Genomic DNA, 23,747 nt, shown 5'->3' on the forward strand with positions numbered 1-23,747 from the left:
GCATATTCTACCCGTTATCGGCGGGCGCGCCAAACCACTGATGATACCAACGTGGTAAAACTTGATCCCGTAAGCTATGGATTTGCCACCCTTCTGCGGAAAAAACCACCGTTATCTGTCCCTGCTGCGGCGTGGCGAACCAGCGATACCCCCGCTGGCGATAGCGCTGAACCACCTTGTACGAGGGCATCCGCCACGCATTGTAGCGCGAAGCGGATGCCAGCGCGGCCTCACCCTCTACCCGGTGGACCAGCAATTCGCTGGAGGAGGTGTTGCTACCGTGGTGGGGAACCTGGATAAGTGTAGACGTCAGATGCTGCCAGTAACGGCTGATCATCGCCTGCTCTGCCTGACGTTCTATATCGCCGGTGAGCAGGATGCTGGAGCGACCATCATCGATGCGCACCACGCAGGAGTGATTATTACCCTTTGCCGTGCTGCCCGGCAGCGGCCACAGGGCCTGGAAGTTGAGTCCCTGCCATTGCCAGCGCTCGCCGCGATGACACGGCAGATGACGCGCCCAGCCTAAAGGGCTGCGCACCCACGCCTGCGGCCATGCCTGTAGCACTGAATTAAGGCCGCCGCGATGATCCAGATGCTCGTGGCTTAGCACAATGCCCTGCAGCTGCAGATGATGCCAGCGCAGCCACGGGATAATCACCTGCTGACCGCTGTCGCCCTGCGGCCATGCTGGCCCGGTATCATAGAGGAGCGCCTTGCCGTGACGTTCGATAACCATCGCCAGCCCCTGCCCGACATCCAGCATCGTCACCCGCCATTCGTCCGCGGGAAACGGCCTCCAGAAGGGCCGCATCAGCAGGAACAGCACGCTCAGACACAGGGCCGGGAAATGCCGCCAGCTCTGAAAGCGCCAGCCCATCACCAGCAGCCACGGCAGGCTACTGATCCAGAGCCAGCGGGCGTCCAGCGGCAGCCAGCCGTCCGGTAAACGCCGTAATGCCCAGAACAGCAGCGCCAGCACGCGATCGGCCGCCAGCCAGAGCAGCGACTCCACCATCCCCGGTCCCGTGAGATGCAGCAGCATCGCGCCGAGAATAAGCGGCACCGCCAGCAGGGTCACTAAGGGTACCGCCAGCAAATTGGCGGCCATGGACGTCAGGCTGACGCCATGGAAGAGCAGGAGCTGGAGCGGCATCAGCAACAGCGTCACGCCAGCCTGCAAATGAACGAGGGCGAACAGTGCCTTCCATGGCCAGCGCCAGCGACCGGCAGGCAGCGGTACCCACTGAAACCAGAAGATCAGCCCCGCCACGGCGAAAGCGGATAGCCACAGGCTTTGCGACAGCACCGCCAGCGGGTCGGTAACGAGTATCGCCCCCAGACAGCAGAGCCACACCTGCCACGCCGTCCAGCGCTGGCCCGACAAGCGTAAGGCGCAGCACACGCCCAACCCTACGCAGGTGCGCAGCGCCGGCGGCTGCATGCCGGTCAGCCAGGCATAGCAGACGGCGCCGGCCAGCCCGGCCAGCAGCGGCAACCGCCAGCCGATCCAGCGGCCCGGGAGAATATACTGCACGCCGCGCAGCAGGAGCACGATAAGGGAAGCCGCGAGGGCGATATGGAGACCAGAGATGGCCATCAGATGGGAGGTGCCCGTGTTCTGCATCAGTACTTTAATCGCCGTCGGCAGGGCCAGCCGCTCCCCCATCCCCAGTCCCAGCATCACCGGATGCCAGGGATAAGTCTGCAGCCGTCGGGTCAGCGACGCCAGATAGCGGGCGCGCAGGCTGCAGCGGGGATCCAGCGCGGAAGCTGCGACAATTCCCCCGCTCAGCGGCCGGTGCTGCGCCAGCGCATAACGCTGGCTGTCGAAGCCCCCGTCGTTGAGCTGCCCGTGCACCGGGCGCAGGCGCAGCGTCATCAACCAGTGCTGACCCGCACAGGCGGGCGCAGGTGTAAGTTCCCCGTACAGCGTCACGCCCACCGGGGGAAACAGGTAGTGGCCCGCCAGGCGCACAATCTGACCACGGTGCAGGGCCTGGCCATCCGTCTCGCTGAGGATCACTTCCGCCTGCCGGATGGCGCCGGTAAGGTGCCGGGTCGGCCACAGCGCCTGATGCGCGCTCAATACTCCCCAGACCACCAGCAGAAGCGTCATCGCCACTCCGGCGACGGCCCTTCCACGCAGACGAATCAGCGCCAGCGCCAATGCGCTCGCGCCCGCCAGACTGCTCATGCCCGGCAAGACGGGTAGCCAGAGAAGCGGCAGCATCGCGATGATGGCGCATCCGGCAAGCCATGGTAGACGCATAAACACCTCCCTGTGAGCAGGCAGTGTTACGCAAAGCGACGGTGGCGTCCCGCCGCCGAATTCAGGCGTGCGTAGCGCCTTCCAGACAATCGTATCTGTTGCAGTCAGGCACAGTTTTTTTGCGAAGCTGGAGGTAAATCGCGGACACAAAAAAAGCACCCGCAGGTGCTTTTTTTATCATCAGGCAGGTTGCACGTCGTGCAACTTACTCTTCATAAATATTGGCGCGGTCACGTAATTCTTTCCCGGGCTTAAAGTGCGGAACGTACTTACCTTCCAGTTCGACTTTATCACCAGTTTTCGGGTTACGTCCGGTGCGAGGTGCTCGATAGTGCAGAGAGAAGCTGCCGAAACCGCGGATTTCAATGCGCTCACCTTGAGCAAGCGTTGAGGCCATATGTTCCAGCATTTCTTTAACAGCATCTTCCACCGCTTTCGCCGGAATGTGAGATTGCTGGCTGGCAAGTCTTTCAATCAATTCTGACTTGGTCATTATTCCTCCGGTTTCCTTCAAGGCAAAAATTAGCTAACAGCTTAAACAAGGGCGGCCGTAGCCGCCCTTTGTGCTTGATTACAGGACGAATCCTGCAATCTGTCAAGTAAACTCGTCACTATTCAGGTTGTTATTACCTGAATGACAAAGATTACTCGCCTTTCGCTGCTTTGAACGCTTCAGCCATAGCGTTGTTGGAGAAGTTCGCGTCTTCCTGCTTGTTCACGGTAGCGATAGCGTCTTTTTCTTCCGCTTCGTCTTTCGCACGTACAGACAGGCTCACTACGCGGTTCTTACGATCCACGCCGGTGAATTTCGCTTCAACTTCGTCGCCAACGCTCAGAACCAGAGTTGCGTCTTCAACGCGGTCACGGGATGCTTCAGAAGCACGCAGGTAACCTTCTACGCCGTCAGCCAGTTCTACGGTTGCGCCTTTAGCGTCAACTGCAGTGACTTTACCAACAACGATAGCGCCTTTCTTGTTCAGAGCAACGTAGTTGTTGAACGGATCTTCCGCGAGCTGTTTAACGCCCAGGGAGATACGCTCACGCTCTGCGTCAACCTGCAGAACAACTGCTGCGATTTCGTCGCCTTTTTTGTATTCACGAACTGCTTCTTCGCCTGCAACGTTCCAGGAGATGTCAGACAGGTGAACCAGGCCGTCGATGCCGCCGTCCAGGCCGATGAAGATACCGAAGTCAGTGATAGACTTGATTTTACCTTCAACACGGTCGCCCTTGTTGTGGGTTTCCGCGAACTGCTGCCATGGGTTAGATTTGCACTGCTTCAGACCCAGGGAGATACGACGACGCTCTTCGTCGATATCCAGAACCATCACTTCCACAACGTCGCCAACGTTAACAACTTTGGACGGGTGGATGTTTTTGTTGGTCCAATCCATTTCGGAAACGTGAACCAGGCCTTCAACGCCTTCTTCGATTTCAACGAAGCAGCCGTAGTCGGTCAGGTTGGTCACGCGACCGGTCAGTTTGGTACCTTCCGGATAACGTTTAGCGATAGCTACCCATGGATCTTCGCCCAGCTGTTTCAGGCCCAGGGATACACGGGTACGCTCGCGGTCGAACTTCAGCACTTTAACAGTGATTTCGTCGCCAACGTTTACGATTTCGCTCGGATGCTTAACGCGTTTCCAGGCCATATCGGTGATGTGCAGCAGGCCGTCAACGCCGCCCAGATCAACGAATGCACCGTAGTCAGTGAGGTTCTTAACGATACCTTTGACTTCCATGCCTTCCTGCAGGTTTTCCAGCAGCTGATCGCGCTCTGCGCTGTTTTCGGATTCGATAACGGCACGACGAGAAACAACAACGTTGTTACGCTTCTGGTCCAGCTTGATGACTTTGAACTCAAGCTCTTTGCCTTCCAGGTGCAGCGTGTCGCGCACCGGACGAACGTCTACCAGGGAACCCGGCAGGAACGCACGAATACCGTTCAGCTCAACAGTGAAGCCACCTTTAACTTTGCCGTTGATAACACCGGTAACAGTTTCAGCGTCTTCGTAAGCTTTTTCCAGCGTGATCCAAGCTTCGTGACGTTTAGCTTTCTCACGGGACAGCAGAGTTTCACCGAAGCCGTCTTCTACTGCATCCAGAGCAACGTCAACTTCGTCACCAACCTGGATTTCCAGCTCGCCCTGGGCGTTTTTGAACTGCTCAGCCGGGATGGCGGACTCAGATTTCAGACCGGCGTCAACCAGTACTACGTCTTTGTCGATAGCAACAACAACACCACGAACGATGGAACCCGGGCGGGTTTCGATTTCTTTTAAGGATTCTTCAAACAGTTGAGCAAAAGATTCAGTCATGTTTAATCTTCAGGTTAATATTAACGTCCACCTGGCTCCGTGCCGGATGGGGTTGTTTCACATACCCGCTGACCATCCATTGCCGCGGGGTACTGCTATAATTCGGAGGCTTCGGCGCGCTACCGGTTAAGGCTCACGCAACGGCCAATTTTTCGCGCGCATATTGTAGCGCTTTTTCAATCACTTGCTCAATGTTTAGTTCTGTTGAATCGAGAACTAATGCATCGGCAGCCGGGACAAGCGGCGCCACGGCGCGATTTCGGTCGCGATCGTCACGCTCTTTTATCTCGGACAAAAGACGTTCAAAGTTAACATCAAAGCCCTTTTCCTGCAACTGCCGCATGCGGCGATGCGCCCGCTCATCGGCCGAGGCATCAAGGAAAATTTTCACCGGCGCGTCCGGGAAAACCACCGTGCCCATATCGCGCCCGTCGGCGATGAGCCCCGGCAGTTCACGGAAAGCACGCTGGCGGCGCAGCAGCGCTTCGCGAACGCGGGGGAAAGCGGCCACTTTCGAGGCGGCATTGGCGACCTCCTGAGTGCGAATTTCGCCGCTGACATCTTCCCCTTCCAGCACCACTTCCAGGGTGCCGTCAGTAGAAATAAAGCGCACGTCAAGATGGGCCGCCAGGGGCACCAGCGCCTCTTCGGACTCTACGTCAACATGATGATGCAGCGCCGCCAGCGCCAGAACGCGGTAGATCGCGCCTGAATCTAACAGATGCCAGCCCAGCGCTTCCGCCATTGCCTTGCACAACGTACCTTTACCCGCACCGCCAGGCCCATCAATGGTGATTACCGGAATATTCGCCGTCATCTTTTTCTCCTTCAGCAAGGCGCATGGAATATAAACGCCGCGCATTATACGCATCAATACGCCGGAAAGTGAGCATTGCTTGTAAATTACGGACTACAGGAAATGAAAAGCAGAAGTTTTGCGCAATTATAGCGGGCTGACAGGACATCAGCCCGCGGGATGACAAAGTTTTACTCAGGCGAGGGTACTGATCCGCGCCAGTTGCTCAAAATAGTCCGGGAACGTTTTGGCCGTACATTTGGGATCAAGGATGGTCACCGGCGTATCAGACAGCGCCACCAGCGAGAAGCACATCGCCATCCGGTGGTCGTTATAGGTGCCAATTTCAGCATATTTCAACTTTGCCGGCGGGGTGATGCGAATATAATCTTCACCCTCTTCCACCTCGGCGCCTACTTTACGCAACTCGGTCGCCATGGCGAACAGACGGTCCGTCTCTTTGACCCGCCAGTTGTAGATATTGCGCAGCGTAGTGGTCCCTTGCGCGAACAGCGCGGCGGTGGCGATGGTCATCGCCGCGTCCGGGATATGGTTCATATCCATATCGATAGCCTTGAGCTCGCCGCGGGTGCAGGCGATAAAATCGTCGCCCCAGGTCACGGTAGCGCCCATTTTCTCCAGGACGTCGGCGAAACGGATATCGCCCTGCACACTGCCGCGGCCGATACCGGTGACTTTTACCGTGCCGCCCTTAATGGCGCCAGCGGCGAGGAAATACGAGGCCGAGGAAGCATCGCCTTCCACCAGGTAATCCCCTGGCGACTGATACTGCTGCTTGCCGCGCACCACAAAACGCTGATAAGACTGATTGTCCACCTCAACGCCGAAGGTTTTCATCAGGTGCAGCGTAATGTCGATATAGGGTTTCGACACCAGATCGCCCTTAATGGCGATCACGGTATCCTGCGGCGCCAGCGGCGCGGTCATCAGCAGCGCGGTCAGGAACTGACTGGAGACGCTGCCGTCAACCTCGACGTTCCCGCCCTGAAAACCGCCGCGCAGGCGCAGCGGTGGATAATTTTCCTGCTCAAGATAGTCGATCTGAGCGCCGCCCTGACGCAGGGCATCCACCAGATGGCCGATCGGGCGCTCTTTCATCCGCGGTTCGCCGGTCAGCACAATATCGTTGCTGCCAAGGCACAGGGCCGCCGCCAGCGGACGCATCGCGGTTCCGGCGTTGCCGAGGAATAGCTCCAGCGCCGCAGCAGCGCGCAGCGGGCCGCCGTTGCCGGTCACTTCGCAGCGGGTGCGGTCGGCAGACAGGGTATATTGAACCCCCAGCGCACTCAGGGCATTCAGCATATGGCGCACATCGTCGCTGTCCAGCAGGTTGGTCAGCACCGTCGTGCCGCGGGCCAGAGCGGCCAGCAGCAGCGCGCGGTTGGAGACGCTTTTCGAACCTGGCAGGTTCACGGTGCCCTCTACGCGTGCGATGGGTTGTAACGTCAGGGATTCCATCAAACTTCACTCTCAAACAAACAGAATAAAAACCCCGCAGACAGGCCGCGGGGAGGAAGAAAGAAACAGGCGATTAACCGTGGCGGCGTTCGAAGTCCAGCATAAAGTCGGTTAACGCCTTCACGCCGTCCAGCGGCATCGCATTGTAGATGGAGGCGCGCATGCCGCCCACCACGCGGTGGCCCTTCAGCGCGTGCAGCCCGGCGGCAAACGACTCTTCGAGGAACAGTTTGTCCAGTGCGCTGTCCGCCAGCTGGAACGGCACGTTCATGCGTGAGCGGTTGGCTTGCGCCACATCGTTACGGTAGAACCCGCTGTTATCGATAACGCCATAAAGCAGTTCGGCTTTCTGCTGGTTGATTTTATCCATCGCAGCGACGCCGCCCTGCTGTTTCAGCCACTTAAACACCAGACCAGCCAGATACCAGGCGAACGTCGGCGGCGTGTTAAACATCGAGTCGTTCTCGCTTAACACGGTATAGTCGAGGATCGACGGACAGGCCACGCTGGCTTTGCCCAGCAGATCTTCACGCACGATGACCAGCGTCAGCCCTGCCGGGCCAATATTTTTCTGCGCGCCGGCGTAGATTACACCGAAGCGGTTGACGTCAATTTCGCGGGACAGAATGGTGGAGGAGAAATCAGCAGCGACGATGACGTCGTCGCCGAAATTCGGCGTATCATCAATCGCGATACCGTCAATGGTTTCGTTCGGGCAGTAATGCAGATAGGCCGCGCCCGGCGTCAGCTGCCACTCGCTCATCGGCGTAACAGCTCGCTTGCCATCGACAGTGATTTTCGCGTCGATAACGTTCGGCGTGCAGTATTTCTTCGCCTCTTTGACCGCGCTGGCGGCCCAGTAGCCGGCGTCCACATAGTCAGCGACGTTTTTATCGCCGAGGATGTTCAGCGGGATCCCCGCGAACTGGCCGCGGCCGCCGCCGTGGCAGAACAAAACTTTATAGTTGGAAGGGATATTCAGCAGAGAGCGGAAGTCCTGTTCTGCCTCTTCTGCCACCTGGATAAACTCCTTACCACGGTGACTGATCTCCATGACCGACGTACCCAGACCGTGCCAGTCGCACAGTTCTTGCTGAGCCAGTTTGAGTACTTCCGCCGGCAGCATTGCCGGGCCCGAACTGAAGTTATAGACCTGAGCCATTTCCCCTCACCACGTTGCTATGTTGTTTTGCCCGCGAACCGCCGCGGGCATAAGTTATTCCTGTGGCTATCGGTTTTATCATTCAGTGACACGGTCCGCAATGGCTAAAACTCGCCGACGGTAAAACGCGGCCACCGTCACACAACAGAATCTATCGGCTTGACGTAATAAAACCGACATATTTGCTGTCAGGTGAGTCGTTTCGCTCGGCTGGCCTTCGACCATTCTGCATTTGCGCAGCGGGAACATATTCGCTTTTCTCCCGCCTGCATCGCCATCACGATGCTGCAGCGTACGCAGGCATAGATCCCCTCCTGCGGAATCGTGGTGTAACGCGCAGTACAGTGGGTAGGCAGGATAGACAACCCCGCTCTGACCTCTTCATCCGGATAATAAAACACGCTGATCTGCCCGTTGGTTTCAAGGATCGCCAGCCGGACCTGGCCAAGCTGCTCGACGCTGTTGACCCGCAGCTCCATAAAGAATTCGAATTCGGTCATGTTTTCCGCATGCAGCTTCTCCCACGCCAACTGCCCCTCCTCGACCACCACGATAGGTTTACCTTCCAGGAGATCCTCCAGCTTTTCGCTGTGCCCCATCAGCCACATGATGCCGCGATACAGCAGCGCCAGCGTGATGAAGACCACCAGCACCGGCAGTAGCGGTACATCGTCATAAAACGCCACGTCCCCTGCCGCCGAACCGAGGGTCAGAATAATCAACACCTCGAACAGCGACATCTGCCGCACGCCGCGCCGTCCGGTAATCTTGAGGAAAATAAAGACCAGAACGAAGGTATAGAGGCTGCGCAACGCCACCTCGGCAAGAAACTCCACCGGCACTTTATCGAGCGCCATCCGCTGCCAGTCAAAGGCTTTCATCTATCATCTCCCTGTGGGTCATAAGTTGCCTCTAAGCATAGCCAGATGATGGAGATAGCACCTGTCAGATAAAAGCCGTATCATTGCGCGCTTTCCGTACGACAAAAGTGATCGCCATGACCCAAACGTTTATTCCCGGCAAAGATGCCGCCCTGGAAGATTCCATCGCTCGCTTCCAGCAGAAATTGCTCGACCTCGGATTTGATATCGAAGAGGCCTCGTGGCTGAACCCGGTGCCGCACGTGTGGTCCGTTCACATTCGCGATAAAGAATGCGCGCTGTGCTTTACCAATGGTAAAGGCGCCACCAAAAAGGCAGCCCTGGCCTCCGCGCTGGGCGAATATTTCGAGCGCCTGTCCACCAACTATTTCTTCGCTGACTTCTGGTTAGGCGACACTATCGCTAATGGCCCGTTTGTTCACTACCCGAACGAAAAGTGGTTCCCGCTGACCGAAAACGACGATGTCCCGGAAGGTCTGCTGGATGCCCGTCTGCTCGCGTTCTACGATCCGGACGATCAGCTGACCGCCAGCATGCTGGTGGATCTGCAGTCGGGGAACGATGAGCGCGGCGTATGCGGCCTGCCCTTTACCCGCCAGTCCGACGGCGAAACCGTCTATATTCCGATGAATATCGTTGGCAACTTGTACGTATCCAACGGTATGTCTGCAGGGAATACCCCGAATGAAGCACGTGTGCAGGGCCTGTCAGAGGTCTTTGAACGTCACATAAAAAACCGCATCATCGCAGAGAGCATCAGTCTGCCGGAGATCCCGGCGGAAGTCATGGCGCGCTATCCTGGCGTCGTGGAGTCGATCGCAAAACTTGAAGCCGAAGGCTTCCCGATTTTCGCCTACGATGGTTCGCTGGGCGGCAAATACCCGGTTATCTGCGTCGTGCTGTTTAACCCGACTAACGGCACCTGCTTCGCTTCCTTTGGCGCCCACCCGGACTTCGGCGTGGCGCTGGAGCGTACGGTCACAGAACTGCTGCAGGGTCGCAGCCTGAAAGACCTTGATGTCTTTACGCCGCCGACCTTTGATGACGAAGAAGTCGCCGAGCACGCGAACCTCGAAACCCACTTCATCGACTCCAGCGGCCTGATCTCCTGGGATATGTTCAAGCAGGATGCCGACTATCCGTTCGTTGACTGGAGTTTCTCCGGCACCACCGAAGAAGAGTTCGCCACCCTGATGGCCATCTTCAAGGCCGAAGATAAAGAAGTGTACATTGCCGACTACGAGCATCTGGGCGTTTACGCCTGCCGTATCATCGTTCCGGGCATGTCGGATATTTATCCGGCAGAAGACCTGTGGCTGGCAAACAACAGCATGGGCGCCCATCTGCGGGACACCATTCTGTCTCTGCCGGGCAGCGAGTGGGAAAAAGAAGATTATCTGGCGCTCATCGAACAAATGGATGACGAAGGCCTGGATGATTTCACCCGCGTTCGCGAACCGCTGGGCCTTGCCACCGGGAAAGACAACGGCTGGTATACCCTGCGCGTCGGCGAGCTGAAAGCGATGCTGGCCCTGGCTGGCGGCGATCTGGAACAGGCGCTGATCTGGACCGAATGGACCATGGAATTCAATGCCTCTGTCTTCAGCCCTGAGCGCGCAAACTACTATCGCTGCCTGCAGACCCTGCTGCTGCTGAGCCAGGAAGAGGAGCGTCAGCCGCTGCAGTATCTGAACGCCTTCATCCGTATGTATGGCGCCGATGCGGTCGAAGCCGCCAGCGCTGCGCTGAGCGGCGAAGCCCCGTTCTATGGCCTTCAGGCTGTCGACAGCGATCTGCAAGCCTTCCCGGCTCATCAGTCGCTGCTGAAAGCGTATGAAAAGCTGCAGCGGGCGAAAGCGGCGTTCTGGGCAAAATAAGCCCCCATTACGCCAACATGCTTGCCAACAACGGAGCCCGATGCGGCTCCGTTATTTTAACCTGGCGAGGGAGCCACTATAGTTTGTAGTTGTAAAGTTAATTAATAGTAAATATCGCACTTATATCATTTACCAATTGTTAATTTAAAATAAAATACTCCATTTTAATTAACTCAAATACTGGGGCAAAAACGAAAAAATTCAACATAACTTATAAATTTTAAAATTTATTTTCCATAAAAAATTCAAATAGTTAAGCATCAAACAAGCAAAAACCACACACTAAAAAGGCATATAGTTCCGGTGAGATATGATCTATATCAATTTCCCTTCTATAATGCTTTGTTAGTATCTCACCGCCAACTTATATAAAGAGAGAGTTAGTGTGAAAGCTGACAACCCTTTTGATCTTTTGCTCCCTGCCGCGATGGCGAAAGTCGCCGAAGAAGCAGGTGTCTATAAAGCAACGAAGCATCCGATGAAGACCTTTTATCTGGCGATCACCGCTGGCGTTTTCATCTCCATCGCTTTCGTATTCTATATCACCGCGACCACCGGCACTGCCGCGATGCCTTTTGGGATTGCCAAGCTTATCGGTGGGGTCTGTTTTTCCCTGGGTCTGATTCTGTGCGTTATCTGCGGCGCTGACCTCTTTACCTCTACTGTGCTGATCGTGGTGGCGAAAGCCAGCGGTCGAATCACCTGGGGGCAACTGGCAAAAAACTGGCTCAACGTCTATTTTGGTAACCTGGTGGGCGCACTGCTGTTTGTGCTGCTGATGTGGTTATCAGGCGAATATATGACTGCCAACGGCGGTTGGGGGCTAAACGTCCTGCAGACCGCTGACCACAAATTGCACCATACTTTTGTGGAGGCCGTGAGCCTGGGTATCCTCGCTAACCTGATGGTTTGTCTCGCCGTATGGATGAGCTATTCCGGTCGTAGCCTGATGGATAAAGCGATGATCATGGTCCTGCCGGTAGCGATGTTTGTTGCCAGCGGCTTTGAGCACAGCATCGCCAACATGTTTATGATCCCGATGGGTATCGTAATCCGCAATTTTGCGAGCCCGGAATTCTGGACCGCTATCGGTTCAACTCCGGAAAGTTTCTCACACTTGACCGTTATGAACTTCATCACTGATAACCTGATTCCGGTGACTATCGGGAACATTATCGGCGGAGGTTTGCTGGTCGGGTTGACATACTGGGTCATTTACCTGCGTGGCAACGACCATCACTAAGGGTTGTTTCAGGCAGTAAATAAAAAATCCACTTAAGAAGGTAGGTGTTACATGTCCGAGCTTAATGAAAAGTTAGCCACAGCCTGGGAAGGTTTTGCGAAAGGTGACTGGCAGAATGAAGTCAACGTCCGTGACTTTATTCAGAAAAACTACACCCCATATGAAGGCGACGAATCCTTCCTGGCTGGCGCAACTGAAGCGACCACCAAGCTGTGGGACACCGTAATGGAAGGTGTAAAACAGGAAAACCGCACTCACGCGCCTGTTGATTTTGACACTGCCCTGGCTTCCACCATCACCTCTCACGACGCTGGCTATATCGAGAAAGGTCTGGAAAAAATCGTTGGTCTGCAGACCGAAGCGCCGCTGAAACGTGCGATCATCCCGTTCGGTGGTATTAAAATGGTTGAAGGTTCCTGCAAAGCGTACAATCGCGAGCTGGATCCGATGCTGAAAAAAATCTTTACCGAGTACCGTAAAACCCACAACCAGGGCGTATTTGATGTTTACACCAAAGACATCCTGAACTGCCGTAAATCCGGCGTGCTGACCGGTCTGCCGGATGCTTACGGCCGTGGTCGTATCATCGGTGACTACCGTCGCGTTGCGCTGTACGGTATCGACTTCCTGATGAAAGACAAATACGCTCAGTTCCAGTCTCTGCAAGAAAAACTGGAAAGCGGCGAAGATCTGGAAGCGACCATCCGTCTGCGTGAAGAGATCTCTGAACAACACCGTGCACTGGGTCAGATCAAAGAGATGGCGGCTAAATATGGCTACGACATCTCCGGTCCGGCAACGACTGCTCAGGAAGCTATCCAGTGGACCTACTTCGGTTACCTGGCTGCCGTGAAATCTCAGAACGGCGCAGCAATGTCCTTCGGTCGTACCTCCAGCTTCCTGGATATCTACATCGAACGTGACCTGCAGGCCGGTAAAATCACCGAGCAAGACGCGCAGGAAATGGTTGACCACCTGGTCATGAAACTGCGTATGGTTCGCTTCCTGCGTACCCCGGAATATGATGAACTGTTCTCCGGCGACCCGATTTGGGCAACAGAATCCATCGGCGGTATGGGTGTTGACGGCCGTACTCTGGTCACCAAAAACAGCTTCCGCTTCCTGAACACCCTGTACACCATGGGGCCGTCTCCGGAGCCGAACATTACTATCCTGTGGTCTGAAAAACTGCCACTGAGCTTCAAGAAATTCGCGGCTAAAGTGTCCATCGATACCTCTTCTCTGCAGTATGAGAACGATGACCTGATGCGTCCGGACTTCAACAACGACGACTACGCTATCGCATGCTGCGTAAGCCCGATGGTTGTTGGTAAGCAAATGCAGTTCTTCGGTGCTCGTGCTAACCTCGCGAAAACCATGCTGTACGCTATCAACGGCGGCGTGGATGAAAAACTGAAAATGCAGGTAGGTCCGAAATCTGAACCGATCAAAGGCGACGTCCTGAACTTCGACGAAGTCATGGATCGCATGGATCACTTCATGGACTGGCTGGCGAAACAGTATGTCACCGCGCTGAACATCATCCACTACATGCACGACAAGTACAGCTACGAAGCCTCTCTGATGGCGCTGCACGACCGTGACGTTATCCGCACCATGGCGTGTGGTATCGCTGGTCTGTCCGTTGCTGCTGACTCCCTGTCTGCTATCAAATATGCGAAAGTTAAACCGATTCGTGACGAAGACGGTCTGGCTATCGACTTCGAAATCGAAGGCGAATACCCGCAGTTTGGTAACAACGATGCTCGCGTCGATGACATGGCCGTTGACCTGGTTGAACGTTTCATGAAGAAAATTCAGAAACTGCACACCTACCGCAACGCTATCCCGACTCAGTCTGTTCTGACCATCACCTCTAACGTGGTATATGGTAAGAAAACCGGTAACACCCCAGACGGTCGTCGCGCTGGCGCGCCGTTCGGACCAGGTGCTAACCCGATGCACGGTCGTGACCAGAAAGGTGCTGTTGCCTCACTGACTTCCGTTGCTAAACTGCCGTTTGCTTACGCGAAAGATGGTATCTCTTACACCTTCTCTATCGTGCCGAACGCGCTGGGTAAAGATGACGAAGTTCGTAAGACCAACCTGGCCGGTCTGATGGATGGTTACTTCCACCACGAAGCGTCCATCGAAGGTGGCCAGCACCTGAACGTGAACGTCATGAACCGCGAAATGCTGCTCGACGCGATGGAAAACCCGGAAAAATATCCGCAGCTGACCATCCGCGTATCTGGCTACGCCGTACGTTTTAACTCCCTGACCAAAGAACAGCAGCAGGACGTTATTACCCGTACCTTCACTCAGACCATGTAATTCCCAGTCTGACTGAAAAAGCGTACAATAAAGGCCCCACATCAGTGGGGCCTTTTTAACAAGTGATCCCCGCCCCAGCCTGCTTTGCCAGTTATCTATACTTTGGGTACCTGTCAAAACAGACTCGACGCAGCCGCTGAGCTGTGCACCAACACGGCCCCGGATGGGCCACATCTGGAGAAAACACCGCAATGTCAGTTATTGGTCGCATTCACTCCTTTGAATCCTGTGGCACCGTTGATGGCCCGGGCATCCGCTTTATTACCTTTTTCCAGGGCTGCCTGATGCGCTGCCTGTACTGCCATAACCGTGACACCTGGGATACCCACGGCGGCAAAGAAATCACCGTTGAAGAGTTAATGAAAGAGGTAGTGACCTATCGTCACTTTATGAATGCCTCCGGCGGCGGCGTCACGGCATCAGGCGGCGAAGCGATCCTGCAGGCGGAGTTTGTTCGCGACTGGTTCCGCGCCTGTAAAAAGGAAGGTATTCATACCTGTCTCGATACCAACGGCTTTGTCCGTCGCTACGATCCGGTTATCGACGAACTGCTGGAGGTGACTGACCTGGTCATGCTGGATCTTAAGCAGATGAACGATGAGATCCACCAGAACCTGGTCGGCGTTTCCAACCACCGCACCCTTGAGTTTGCCCAGTATCTGGCGAAAAAGAATATCAATGTCTGGATCCGCTACGTCGTGGTTCCGGGCTGGTCAGACGATGATGACTCCGCGCACCGCCTGGGCGAATTTACCCGCGATATGGGCAACGTCGAGAAAATTGAACTGCTGCCCTACCATGAGCTGGGCAAACACAAATGGGTAGCGATGGGCGAAGAGTACAAGCTGGACGGCGTTCATCCGCCGAAAAAAGAGACCATGGAGCGGGTGAAAGGCATTCTTGAGCAGTATGGTCACAAGGTGATGTACTAAGAGCCTCATCAGGGTCGGTGGTGCGCTTACGCCGGCCCGAAGCGACACTGGAAATCATTCCAGCCCCGCCGTTGATCCTCATGAAAAGCGCAATGCCGTCTCTCTGCAGTGGAAAACATGCGATAGAAACAGATGACGTGCAGCCTTCGCTGCACGTCAGAATGGTTATGCGTGCGCCACCGGCGTCGGATGATGCCCGGCTTTACGCAGCAGGGTCAGCAGATAGATAAACGACACGCTGGCGATCATGATAAATAACAGATTGTCTGAGAAATTCTGCATCAGCATTGCTGTCAGGGTCGGGCCCAGCAGACTGCCGATGGTATAACTCATCAGCAGCGCCTGATTCATCGCCACCAGTTGGTGATGTTCGACTTTTTCGCAGGCCCAGGCCATCGCCACCGGATACAGCGTGAAACCGGATGCCCCAAGCACAAACAGCGCCGGGGCCATTGCCGCCTGACTCAGCATCGCCATACAGCCCAGAATGACCACAAAGACCTGCACCCGCAGCACCAGCAGACGGCCATAGCGGTCAGCCAGGCGCCCTACCGGCCACTGGCCGAGGATCCCCGCGCTCACCATCACCGCCATCCAGAAGCCAATGCCGGAGTCGCTCACACCCTGATGGTTCAGCCACAGCGGCATCAGGCCATACAGCGAACCGAGGACAATCCCCGAGATAATACAGCCATTGACCCCGTGGCGCGCCTGGCGCAGCTTCAGCATTGGCCAGATACGAACTGTTTCGTGCGGCTCTTCAGCCTGTCCCATAATACGGGTGAACAGCAGCGGCAGGATCGCCGCCAGCGCCAGGCCAGTCACCCACGGCAGGACGCTCATTAAATCGGTAGGTAACTTACTGACCATCAGCTGGCCCAGTACGGTACCGACATAATAGACCATCATGTACGCCGCCAGCAGACGGCCGCGGCTGCGGGAAGTCCCGCTGCAGACTAGCGCGCTTTCCACCACCACCCAAATCATCGCGCAGCCTACGCCAGCGATAAACCGCCAGCTCAGCCACGTCCAGAAGCCAACGGTGATCCCCAGCCCTACGCAGCCGACGGCGAAAATTAACGACGCGAGATAATAGCTGCGGTTAAACCCAAGGCGCTTAATCACCCAACCAGCCAGCAACGTACCGGCCAGGTTGCCGGTAAAATAGGATGACCCCACCATGCCGACCTGCCAGGTTGGCATATTTTCATGGGCGAGCCAGAGCGGGACGAGCGTATTCAGCACCGCTATCGCCAGGGTCAATAAAAGCAGGCCACAGAGCAGCATTTGCACTGGCCGGGTGTAGATGGTCATGGGTAAAAAACCGTGAGGAATGTTCAGATCGCGAGCGCATCATGCCACCGCTAAAAACATTGTCAATCCACCTGAAATCAGGCGTGATGCGGTTTTGCAGGCTACGATAGAAGTTTTTTATCCACAGAATGGGTAAAGGTGAGGCAACAGATAATACACTGTTGTTTTTCTTAATTTATTAATAAATGTCGACGTTGATTTCAGTTGAAAAATTTCATCTATCGACAGCACGTTTTCATCATGCCGGCGTATGACCGCCGGCATGATGACGCCGATTAACTGGCGATAGCCATCCCCACGGTCATATGCAGACCATAGAATACGCCGCGGCCAATCATCTCTCCCGCCAGCACCAGAACAAACGCCAGGCTAAGCAGCGAGACCGCCGGCTTGCGGCCGCGGATCTGCGGCACGCACCAGCAGGCCAGGGCCAGCGCCAGCAGCACCATACGCCAGGCCATAAGCAACCCATAATCCGGCACCAGAGCGGAGGCCTGCTGGATTGAACTGCGGATAGTGGCGAGTTCACTCCCCTGCATCAGGACCACGACAATACTCGCCAGCAGCGCCAACAAAGTAACCACCGGCAGCAAGCGCAGCGCCCAACCGTCAACGCCTGCCACGCGCAGCAGCAGGTAGCCCAGCAGCGGACCGCCGATAAACAGCGTCAGGAAGAAGCTCAGCGGCGTCCAGACGGTGTACCAGGTCGGCACCGTGTCGATGGTGTTGTATACCCGCACCATCATCCAGACGAAGATCACGCCCAGCACCATGGTGACTATCAGCCACAGGCTACGCAGGCCGGCAGGCAGTTTTTTACACACGGCCAGTAGCCAGCCAATCCCGCCGACGGCGAAGAAGATCGCCCCGCTGGCTATCTCATTACTCAGCGACGAGGCTCCCACGCGATTCAGCGAGTTAAAGGCCCGTAGCGGCGAACCGAGGTGCATTGTCGAGGCGATAAACCCGATCCCCATCAATACCCACAGGCCAAACATACTCCCAACCACGCGCTGCTCCTGCTCGCGAGAAAGATTGCCCGTCATCAGCGCCAGGGCCATGACGATAAACCCGCCCGCGACGCACTGGCCGAAGACAGTAAAGATCATCAGCGGCCATTCATGCCATCCGTTTCCCATCTCACACCTCCTTCGGATTCGCCAGGTAACCGGTGGTATCGCCACACGGCCGGGCATTGGCGTTAGGTTTAATAACGATACTCGGCCTGGTAAAGTGCGCCGACGGCAGCGGGGCTACCGCGGCCAGCTGGCCATGCTTAGCGCGCAGCTCGGCAATCGGCCCGAAATCAAGCGCCCGCAGCGGGCAGGACTCGACGCAGATCGGCTTTTTCCCCTCGGCGACGCGCTCATGGCAACCGTCGCACTTGGTCATGTGGCCCTTGTCGGCGTTGTACTGCGGGGCGCCGTACGGGCAGGCCATATGGCAGTAACGGCAGCCAATGCACACCTCTTCGTTGACCACGACAAAACCATCTTCACGCTTGTGCATTGCCCCGCTCGGACAGACCTTGGTGCAGGCCGGATCTTCGCAGTGGTTACAGGCGATGGAGAGGTAATAAGCAAAAACGTTCTGATTCCAGACACCGTTATCCTCCTGCCAGTCGCCACCGGCATACTCATAGATGCGGCGGAAGCTGACCTCCGGGGTCAGGTTCTTGTAATCCTTACAGGCCAGTTCGCAGGTCTTGCAACCGGTGCAACGGGCGGAATCAATAAAAAATCCATACTGAGTTGTCATCGGTTACTCCTTACAGCTTCTCAACCTGGACGAGGTTGGTATGCGACGGGTTCCCCTTCGCCAGCGGCGACGGACGCTGGGTGGTCAGCACGTTAATGCTGCCCGCCTGATCCACCCGTGAAGCGTCCGGGTTATACCAGGCCCCTTCCCCCAGCGCGACAACGCCCGGCATCATGCGCGGCGTCACCTTCGCTTCAATATGCACTTCTCCGCGGTCGTTGAAGATGCGAATGCGATCGCCGTTGGCAATGCCGCGTTGCTTCGCGTCGATCGGGTTAATCCACATCTCCTGCCGACAGGCGGCCTTCAGTACATCGACGTTGCCGTAAGTTGAGTGAACGCGCGATTTATAGTGGAAGCCGGTCAGCTGTAGCGGGTATTTCGCCGTCAATGGATCGTTGTAGTTTTCGAAGCCCGGGGTGTAGATCGGCAGTGGATCGATAACATCCCCTTCCGGGAGTTCCCAGGTAGCCGCGATTTTCGCCAGCGCCTGCGAGTAGATTTCGATCTTGCCCGACGGCGTGGTCAGCGGATTGGCCTGCGGATCCTCGCGGAAGGCTTTGTAGGCCACATGGTGTCCTTGCGGATCGCGCTGCTTATAAATGCCCTGCTGGCGGAAGGTGTCGAAATCTGGTAGGTCAGGAATCGCTTTCTGCGACTGTTCATACAGATGGCGCATCCAGCCTTCCTGGGTACGGCCTTCGGTAAACTGCTGCTCCACACCGAGGCGTTTTGCCAGCTCGGTGGTCATCTCATAGATGGTTTTGCATTCGAAACGCGGCTTGATGGCCTGATCGGCAAAGATGATGTAGGACATGTTGCCGCAGGAGGCATCCAGCGCGAAATCCATCTGCTCGGAGGCGGTGCAGTCCGGCAGCAGAATATCGGCGTATTTCGCGGACGAGGTCATATGGCAATCGATGACTACGATCATCTCGCACTTCTTGTCGTCCTGCAGGATCTCGTGGGTACGGTTGATCTCTGAGTGCTGGTTAATCAGGCAATTGCCCGCATAGTTCCAGATCATTTTGATCGGCACGTCGAGCTTATCTTTGCCACGAACGCCGTCGCGCAGCGCGGTCATTTCCGGACCACGCTCGATAGCGTCGGTCCACATAAACATCGAGATACTGGTCTGAACCGGATTCTCCAGCGTCGGCATGCGCTCAAAGGGCAGGCTGTAAGAGCCCTCGCGCGCGCCGCTGTTGCCGCCGTTGATCCCGACGTTACCCGTCAGGATAGCGAGCATCGAGATAGCCCGGGTGGCGATTTCGCCGTTGGCGTGACGCTGCGGCCCCCAACCCTGGCTGATATAGGCCGGTTTGGCGGTGGCAATTTCGCGCGCCAGTTTAACAATGCGTTCGCGCGGAATACCGGTAATCGTCGAGGCCCACTCCGGCGTTTTGGCGATACCGTCCGTGCCCTGGCCAAGAATGTAAGCTTTGTAGTGACCATTGGCTGGCGCACCGGCGGGCAGCGTTTTCTCGTCGTATCCCACGCAGTATTTATCGAGGAACGGCTGATCGACCAGATTCTCGGTGATCATCACCCACGCCAGACCCGATACCAGCGCCGCATCGGTGCCGGGGCGAATCGGGATCCATTCATCTTCACGCCCGGCGCCGGTGTCGGTATAGCGCGGATCGATGATGATCATCCGGGCATTGGATTTCTGCCGCGCCTGTTCAAGGTAGTATGTCACCCCGCCGCCGCTCATCCGCGTTTCGCCGGGGTTATTGCCGAACAGCACCACCAGCTGGCTGTTTTCAATATCCGATGGACTATTGCCGTCGGCCCAGCCGCCGTAGGTATAATTGAGGCCCTCGGCAATCTGCGCCGAAGAGTAATCGCCATAGTGGTTCAGATAACCGCCGCAGCAGTTCATCAGACGGGCAATCAGCGTTTTTCCTGGCGGCCAGGAACGAGTCAGCGTGCCGCCGAGCGTACCGGTGCCGTAGTTCAGATAGATGGATTCGTTGCCGTATTCTTTAATCAGCCGCTGCATATTGCTGGCGATAGTATCGAACGCCTCTTCCCAGCTGATTTGCTCGAATTTCCCTTCCCCGCGTTTGCCAACGCGCTTCATCGGGTACTTCAGGCGATCCGGGTTATAGACGCGGCGGCGCATCGAACGCCCGCGCAGGCAGGCGCGGACCTGGTGCAAACCGTCATAGTTATCGTCACCGGTATTATCGGTTTCGACGTATTTAATCGCGCCGTCCACCACGTGCATGCGCAGCGGGCAGCGGCTGCCGCAGTTGACGGTACAGGCACTCCAGACCACCTTCTCGTTGGCGGGTGCCGACGTATCGGCGGCATGCGCCAGTCGGGTAAAGGGTAATGTTAGTGCGTTGCTGGCCAGCGCCAGGCCGCCTATTGCCGTGGTTTTCATCAGACCACGGCGGCTTACCTCAGCAGCCAGTAAAGCATCGGGGGCTTTAATTTTCATGGATACTCGCTTTGGTTGCTCACAATAAACTGACAAGCGCTATATAGTCATATATATATTGCTTTGAAATATTATTGGTTTTTTATGCTGATTTAATCCAAAGGGAGTATCACTGCATTCGTAGAATGGATTATTGCCCGGTATCAATAAGGACGTAAAAAAAGCGCCCGCAGGCGCTTTTAAAAGAGAGGAAGAAAAAATTACCCGATATATTCGAGGCCACGCATATACGGGCGCAGAATTTCCGGGATCTCAATACGGCCATCGGCCTGCTGATAGTTTTCCATCAGCGCCACCAGGGTACGACCTACCGCCAGACCAGAACCATTCAGAGTATGAACGAGGCGAGTCTTCTTGTCGGACTTGCTGCGGCAGCGGGCCTGCATACGACGTGCCTGGAAATCCCAGACGTTAGAGCAGGAAGAGATTTCACGGTAGGTGTTCTGCGCCGGAACCCACACTTCCAGGTCGTAGGTTTTGCAGGCGCTGAAGCCCATATCGCCGGTGCACAGCGCGACCTTACGGTACGGCAGACCCAGCAGCTGCAGCACTTTCTCGGCGTGACCGGTCATCTCTTCCAGCGCGGCCATGGAGTCTTCCGGACGCACGATCTGCACCATTTCAACTTTGTCGAACTGGTGCATGCGGATCAGACCGCGGGTGTCGCGACCATAGGAACCGGCTTCAGAGCGGAAGCACGGCGTATGGGCGGTCATTTTGATCGGCAGGTCGTCTTCGTCGATGATTTCATCGCGTACCAGGTTGGTCAGCGGCACTTCCGCCGTCGGGATCAGCGCGTAGTTGCTGCTGTCGGCTTCTTCTTCCAGCGGACGAGTATGGAACAGGTCGCCAGCGAATTTCGGCAACTGGCCGGTGCCATACAGCGTGTCCTGGTTCACCAGGTACGGGACATAGTTTTCGCTATAGCCATGCTGTTCGGTGTGCAGATCCAGCATGAACTGCGCCAGAGCGCGGTGCAGACGGGCCAGCTGGCCTTTCATCACCACAAAACGCGAGCCAGTCAGCTTAACGGCGGCGGCAAAATCCAGCCCCCCGTGCATTTCCCCCAGCGTCACGTGATCGCGCACTTCAAAATCGAACTGGCGCGGCGTGCCCCAGCGGCTGACTTCAACGTTGTCGTTTTCGTCACGGCCAACCGGCACATCATCATGAGGAATATTCGGGATCGCCAGCGCGATATCGCGAATTTCCGCCAGCAGCGTTTCCAGCTCGGACTTTGCAGCATCCAACTGTTCGCCGAGTTTGTTCACTTCCAGGCGTAATGGCTCGATGTCTTCCCCGCGCGCTTTCGCCTGGCCAATGGATTTCGATCGGGAGTTACGCTCCGCCTGCAGGTTTTCCGTTTGCACCTGCAGAACTTTACGACGCTCTTCAAGCGCGCGAAGTTTATCTACATCCAGCTTAAAGCCCCGGCGTGCCAGTTTTTCTGCGACTGCGTCTGGCTCGGTACGCAGCAGATTGGGATCGAGCATGCTTATCCTGTGCTTATCGAATTAAATAAAGAAAAGTGGCCGCAGACTACGACCACGGAAATAGAGTAATAACCTTACCGCAACGCCTCAATTAGCGGTAGCGTTTTATCGGGCTATTTTGATCCTGTTCAGCGAGCCAGGCGAGCTTTTCGCCAATTTTGCCCTCAAGCCCCCGGTTTGTCGGGTGATAATAGCGCGTTTGCGCCATTTCCTGCGGGAAGTACTGCTCGCCGGCGGCGTAGGCGTTGGGTTCGTCATGAGCGTAACGATACTCCTGTCCGTAACCCATCTCTTTCATCAGCTTCGTCGGCGCATTGCGCAGATGCACCGGAACGTCGTAGTCAGGACGATCCCGCGCGTCGGACAGCGCCGCTTTAAAGGCGGTGTAGACGGCGTTACTTTTCGGCGCGCAGGCCAGATAGACAATGGCCTGGGCAATCGCCCGTTCGCCTTCCGCCGGCCCGACGCGGGTAAAGCAATCCCACGCCGAAATGGCGACCTGCATCGCCCGTGGGTCGGCGTTGCCGACATCTTCCGAGGCTATCGCCAGACAGCGGCGGGCAACGTACAGCGGATCGCCGCCAGCGGTGATGATCCGCGCATACCAGTAAAGTGCCGCATCCGGCGCGCTACCGCGCACCGACTTATGCAGAGCAGAAATCAAATCGTAGAACCGGTCGCCTTTGTTATCAAAGCGCGCGCTGCGCTCGCCAGCGATCTCGGTCAGCAGTTCCGCCTTCAGCACCCGCTTGCCCGAGTCATCGCTCTCGGCCATATCAGCCATCATTTCCAGGGTATTCAGCGCCCGCCTCGCGTCGCCGTTCACCAGTTCGGCGATGGCCTTGCGGGTCTCTTCCGGCAGAATAATATCCTGCCCGCCGTAGCCGCGGGACTTATCGTTCATCGCCTGGTCAAGCACCCGCTCGATATCGTCGGTGGTCAGCGATTTCAGTAAGTAGACGCGGGCGCGGGAGAGCAGCGCTGAATTAAGCTCAAAGGAGGGGTTTTCGGTGGTCGCGCCAATAAAAGTGATGGTGCCGTCTTCAATATGGGGCAGAAAGGCATCCTGCTGGCTTTTATTAAAGCGATGCACTTCGTCAACAAACAGGATGGTCCGCCGGCCGGCGTTGCGATTTTGCCGCGCGCGCTCAATAGCCTCGCGAATCTCTTTCACCCCTGAGGTCACCGCCGAGATCCGTTCGACATCGGCGCTGGCGTAGCGGGCAATCACTTCCGCGAGGGTGGTCTTGCCGGTGCCCGGCGGCCCCCAGAGGATCATTGAATGCAGATGCCCGGCTTCAATCGCCCGCGGCAGGGGTTTACCCGGCGCCAGCAGATGCTGCTGGCCAATATACTGCGCTAAATTTTCTGGCCGCATGCGAGCGGCCAGAGGTTGAAACGCGTTGTCGGAAAAATCGAGCGACAGATTGCTCACTTTC

17 protein-coding genes are annotated in these 23,747 nt (G+C 56.4%); 4 read left to right on the forward strand and 13 right to left on the reverse strand.

What is annotated here, in order from left to right; translation table 11 throughout:
• Positions 1-7: 7 nt before the first annotated feature.
• From AC3EMD_RS17840 to AC3EMD_RS17870, 7 genes are all read right to left on the reverse strand, one after another.
• A complete protein-coding gene (locus AC3EMD_RS17840) occupies positions 8-2,272 on the reverse strand; it encodes a ComEC family protein (RefSeq protein WP_039103036.1) in 2,265 nt (754 codons plus the stop codon).
• A 205-nt stretch (positions 2,273-2,477) separates the two neighbouring features.
• Positions 2,478-2,765 (reverse strand): integration host factor subunit beta, encoded by a 288-nt coding sequence (gene ihfB / locus AC3EMD_RS17845; RefSeq protein WP_004100704.1) that lies wholly within the window; start codon positions 2,763-2,765, stop codon positions 2,478-2,480.
• A gap of 151 nt (positions 2,766-2,916) precedes the next feature.
• Positions 2,917-4,590: a 30S ribosomal protein S1 gene (gene rpsA, locus AC3EMD_RS17850; RefSeq protein ID WP_002898162.1), complete on the reverse strand. Its 1,674-nt coding sequence runs from the start codon at positions 4,588-4,590 to the stop codon at positions 2,917-2,919.
• 133 nt (positions 4,591-4,723) lie between these two features.
• Positions 4,724-5,407 (reverse strand): (d)CMP kinase, encoded by a 684-nt coding sequence (cmk, locus tag AC3EMD_RS17855; protein WP_012542319.1) that lies wholly within the window; start codon positions 5,405-5,407, stop codon positions 4,724-4,726.
• A 174-nt stretch (positions 5,408-5,581) separates the two neighbouring features.
• Positions 5,582-6,865: a 3-phosphoshikimate 1-carboxyvinyltransferase gene (aroA, locus tag AC3EMD_RS17860; protein WP_008805857.1), complete on the reverse strand. Its 1,284-nt coding sequence runs from the start codon at positions 6,863-6,865 to the stop codon at positions 5,582-5,584.
• Positions 6,866-6,938: 73 nt separating this feature from the next.
• Entirely contained in the window at positions 6,939-8,027 is a 1,089-nt protein-coding gene (gene serC / locus AC3EMD_RS17865) for a 3-phosphoserine/phosphohydroxythreonine transaminase (RefSeq protein ID WP_008805856.1), read from the reverse strand.
• Positions 8,028-8,215: 188 nt separating this feature from the next.
• Positions 8,216-8,908 carry a DUF421 domain-containing protein gene (locus AC3EMD_RS17870; protein ID WP_012542321.1) on the reverse strand — a complete coding sequence of 231 codons (693 nt, stop codon included), beginning with the start codon at positions 8,906-8,908 and terminating at the stop codon, positions 8,216-8,218.
• 116 nt (positions 8,909-9,024) lie between these two features.
• On the opposite strand from AC3EMD_RS17870, the gene ycaO reads away from it, so the two are divergent.
• The 4 genes from ycaO to pflA all read left to right on the forward strand — a co-directional run bounded on the left by ycaO (position 9,025) and on the right by pflA (position 15,294).
• A complete protein-coding gene (gene ycaO, locus AC3EMD_RS17875; RefSeq protein WP_302073626.1) occupies positions 9,025-10,785 on the forward strand; it encodes a 30S ribosomal protein S12 methylthiotransferase accessory factor YcaO in 1,761 nt (586 codons plus the stop codon).
• Positions 10,786-11,170: 385 nt separating this feature from the next.
• Positions 11,171-12,028, forward strand: a complete 858-nt coding sequence (gene focA / locus AC3EMD_RS17880; RefSeq protein WP_008805853.1) for a formate transporter FocA — start codon at positions 11,171-11,173, stop codon at positions 12,026-12,028.
• 51 nt (positions 12,029-12,079) lie between these two features.
• Complete coding sequence (gene pflB, locus AC3EMD_RS17885) at positions 12,080-14,362, forward strand: formate C-acetyltransferase (protein ID WP_008805852.1); 2,283 nt, start codon at positions 12,080-12,082, stop codon at positions 14,360-14,362.
• 191 nt (positions 14,363-14,553) lie between these two features.
• The gene (gene pflA, locus AC3EMD_RS17890; protein WP_002898145.1) at positions 14,554-15,294 is read left to right on the forward strand and encodes a pyruvate formate lyase 1-activating protein; all 741 of its coding nucleotides are present in this window, start codon (positions 14,554-14,556) and stop codon (positions 15,292-15,294) included.
• Positions 15,295-15,459: 165 nt separating this feature from the next.
• Here the strand turns inward: pflA and AC3EMD_RS17895 are convergent, their stop codons facing one another.
• From AC3EMD_RS17895 to rarA, 6 genes are all read right to left on the reverse strand, one after another.
• Positions 15,460-16,608 carry an MFS transporter gene (locus AC3EMD_RS17895; protein ID WP_023322277.1) on the reverse strand — a complete coding sequence of 383 codons (1,149 nt, stop codon included), beginning with the start codon at positions 16,606-16,608 and terminating at the stop codon, positions 15,460-15,462.
• A gap of 275 nt (positions 16,609-16,883) precedes the next feature.
• Positions 16,884-17,747, reverse strand: a complete 864-nt coding sequence (locus AC3EMD_RS17900; protein ID WP_022066091.1) for a dimethyl sulfoxide reductase anchor subunit family protein — start codon at positions 17,745-17,747, stop codon at positions 16,884-16,886.
• Between the two features lies 1 nt (position 17,748).
• Entirely contained in the window at positions 17,749-18,366 is a 618-nt protein-coding gene (locus AC3EMD_RS17905; RefSeq protein ID WP_004201375.1) for a DMSO/selenate family reductase complex B subunit, read from the reverse strand.
• 10 nt (positions 18,367-18,376) lie between these two features.
• Entirely contained in the window at positions 18,377-20,815 is a 2,439-nt protein-coding gene (dmsA, locus tag AC3EMD_RS17910; RefSeq protein ID WP_302073627.1) for a dimethylsulfoxide reductase subunit A, read from the reverse strand.
• A 200-nt stretch (positions 20,816-21,015) separates the two neighbouring features.
• Positions 21,016-22,308 (reverse strand): serine--tRNA ligase, encoded by a 1,293-nt coding sequence (gene serS / locus AC3EMD_RS17915; protein ID WP_008805848.1) that lies wholly within the window; start codon positions 22,306-22,308, stop codon positions 21,016-21,018.
• Positions 22,309-22,399: 91 nt separating this feature from the next.
• A complete protein-coding gene (gene rarA, locus AC3EMD_RS17920) occupies positions 22,400-23,743 on the reverse strand; it encodes a replication-associated recombination protein RarA (RefSeq protein ID WP_012542326.1) in 1,344 nt (447 codons plus the stop codon).
• Positions 23,744-23,747 lie beyond the last annotated feature (4 nt).

The sequence above is a fragment of the Klebsiella sp. PK18 genome (assembly GCF_057784655.1).

Bases quoted from the DNA above. Each gene is read 5' to 3' on its own strand.
- AC3EMD_RS17840 (WP_039103036.1), bottom strand. From the start codon at position 2,272: ATGCGTCTACCATGGCTTGCCGGATGCGCCATCATCGCGATGCTGCCG.
- serS (WP_008805848.1), bottom strand. From the start codon at position 22,308: ATGCTCGATCCCAATCTGCTGCGTACCGAGCCAGACGCAGTCGCAGAA.
- AC3EMD_RS17905 (WP_004201375.1), bottom strand. From the start codon at position 18,366: ATGACAACTCAGTATGGATTTTTTATTGATTCCGCCCGTTGCACCGGT.
- dmsA (WP_302073627.1), bottom strand. From the start codon at position 20,815: ATGAAAATTAAAGCCCCCGATGCTTTACTGGCTGCTGAGGTAAGCCGC.
- AC3EMD_RS17900 (WP_022066091.1), bottom strand. From the start codon at position 17,747: ATGGGAAACGGATGGCATGAATGGCCGCTGATGATCTTTACTGTCTTC.
- AC3EMD_RS17870 (WP_012542321.1), bottom strand. From the start codon at position 8,908: ATGAAAGCCTTTGACTGGCAGCGGATGGCGCTCGATAAAGTGCCGGTG.
- pflA (WP_002898145.1), top strand. From the start codon at position 14,554: ATGTCAGTTATTGGTCGCATTCACTCCTTTGAATCCTGTGGCACCGTT.
- cmk (WP_012542319.1), bottom strand. From the start codon at position 5,407: ATGACGGCGAATATTCCGGTAATCACCATTGATGGGCCTGGCGGTGCG.
- ihfB (WP_004100704.1), bottom strand. From the start codon at position 2,765: ATGACCAAGTCAGAATTGATTGAAAGACTTGCCAGCCAGCAATCTCAC.
- ycaO (WP_302073626.1), top strand. From the start codon at position 9,025: ATGACCCAAACGTTTATTCCCGGCAAAGATGCCGCCCTGGAAGATTCC.
- AC3EMD_RS17895 (WP_023322277.1), bottom strand. From the start codon at position 16,608: ATGACCATCTACACCCGGCCAGTGCAAATGCTGCTCTGTGGCCTGCTT.
- serC (WP_008805856.1), bottom strand. From the start codon at position 8,027: ATGGCTCAGGTCTATAACTTCAGTTCGGGCCCGGCAATGCTGCCGGCG.
- aroA (WP_008805857.1), bottom strand. From the start codon at position 6,865: ATGGAATCCCTGACGTTACAACCCATCGCACGCGTAGAGGGCACCGTG.
- rpsA (WP_002898162.1), bottom strand. From the start codon at position 4,590: ATGACTGAATCTTTTGCTCAACTGTTTGAAGAATCCTTAAAAGAAATC.
- pflB (WP_008805852.1), top strand. From the start codon at position 12,080: ATGTCCGAGCTTAATGAAAAGTTAGCCACAGCCTGGGAAGGTTTTGCG.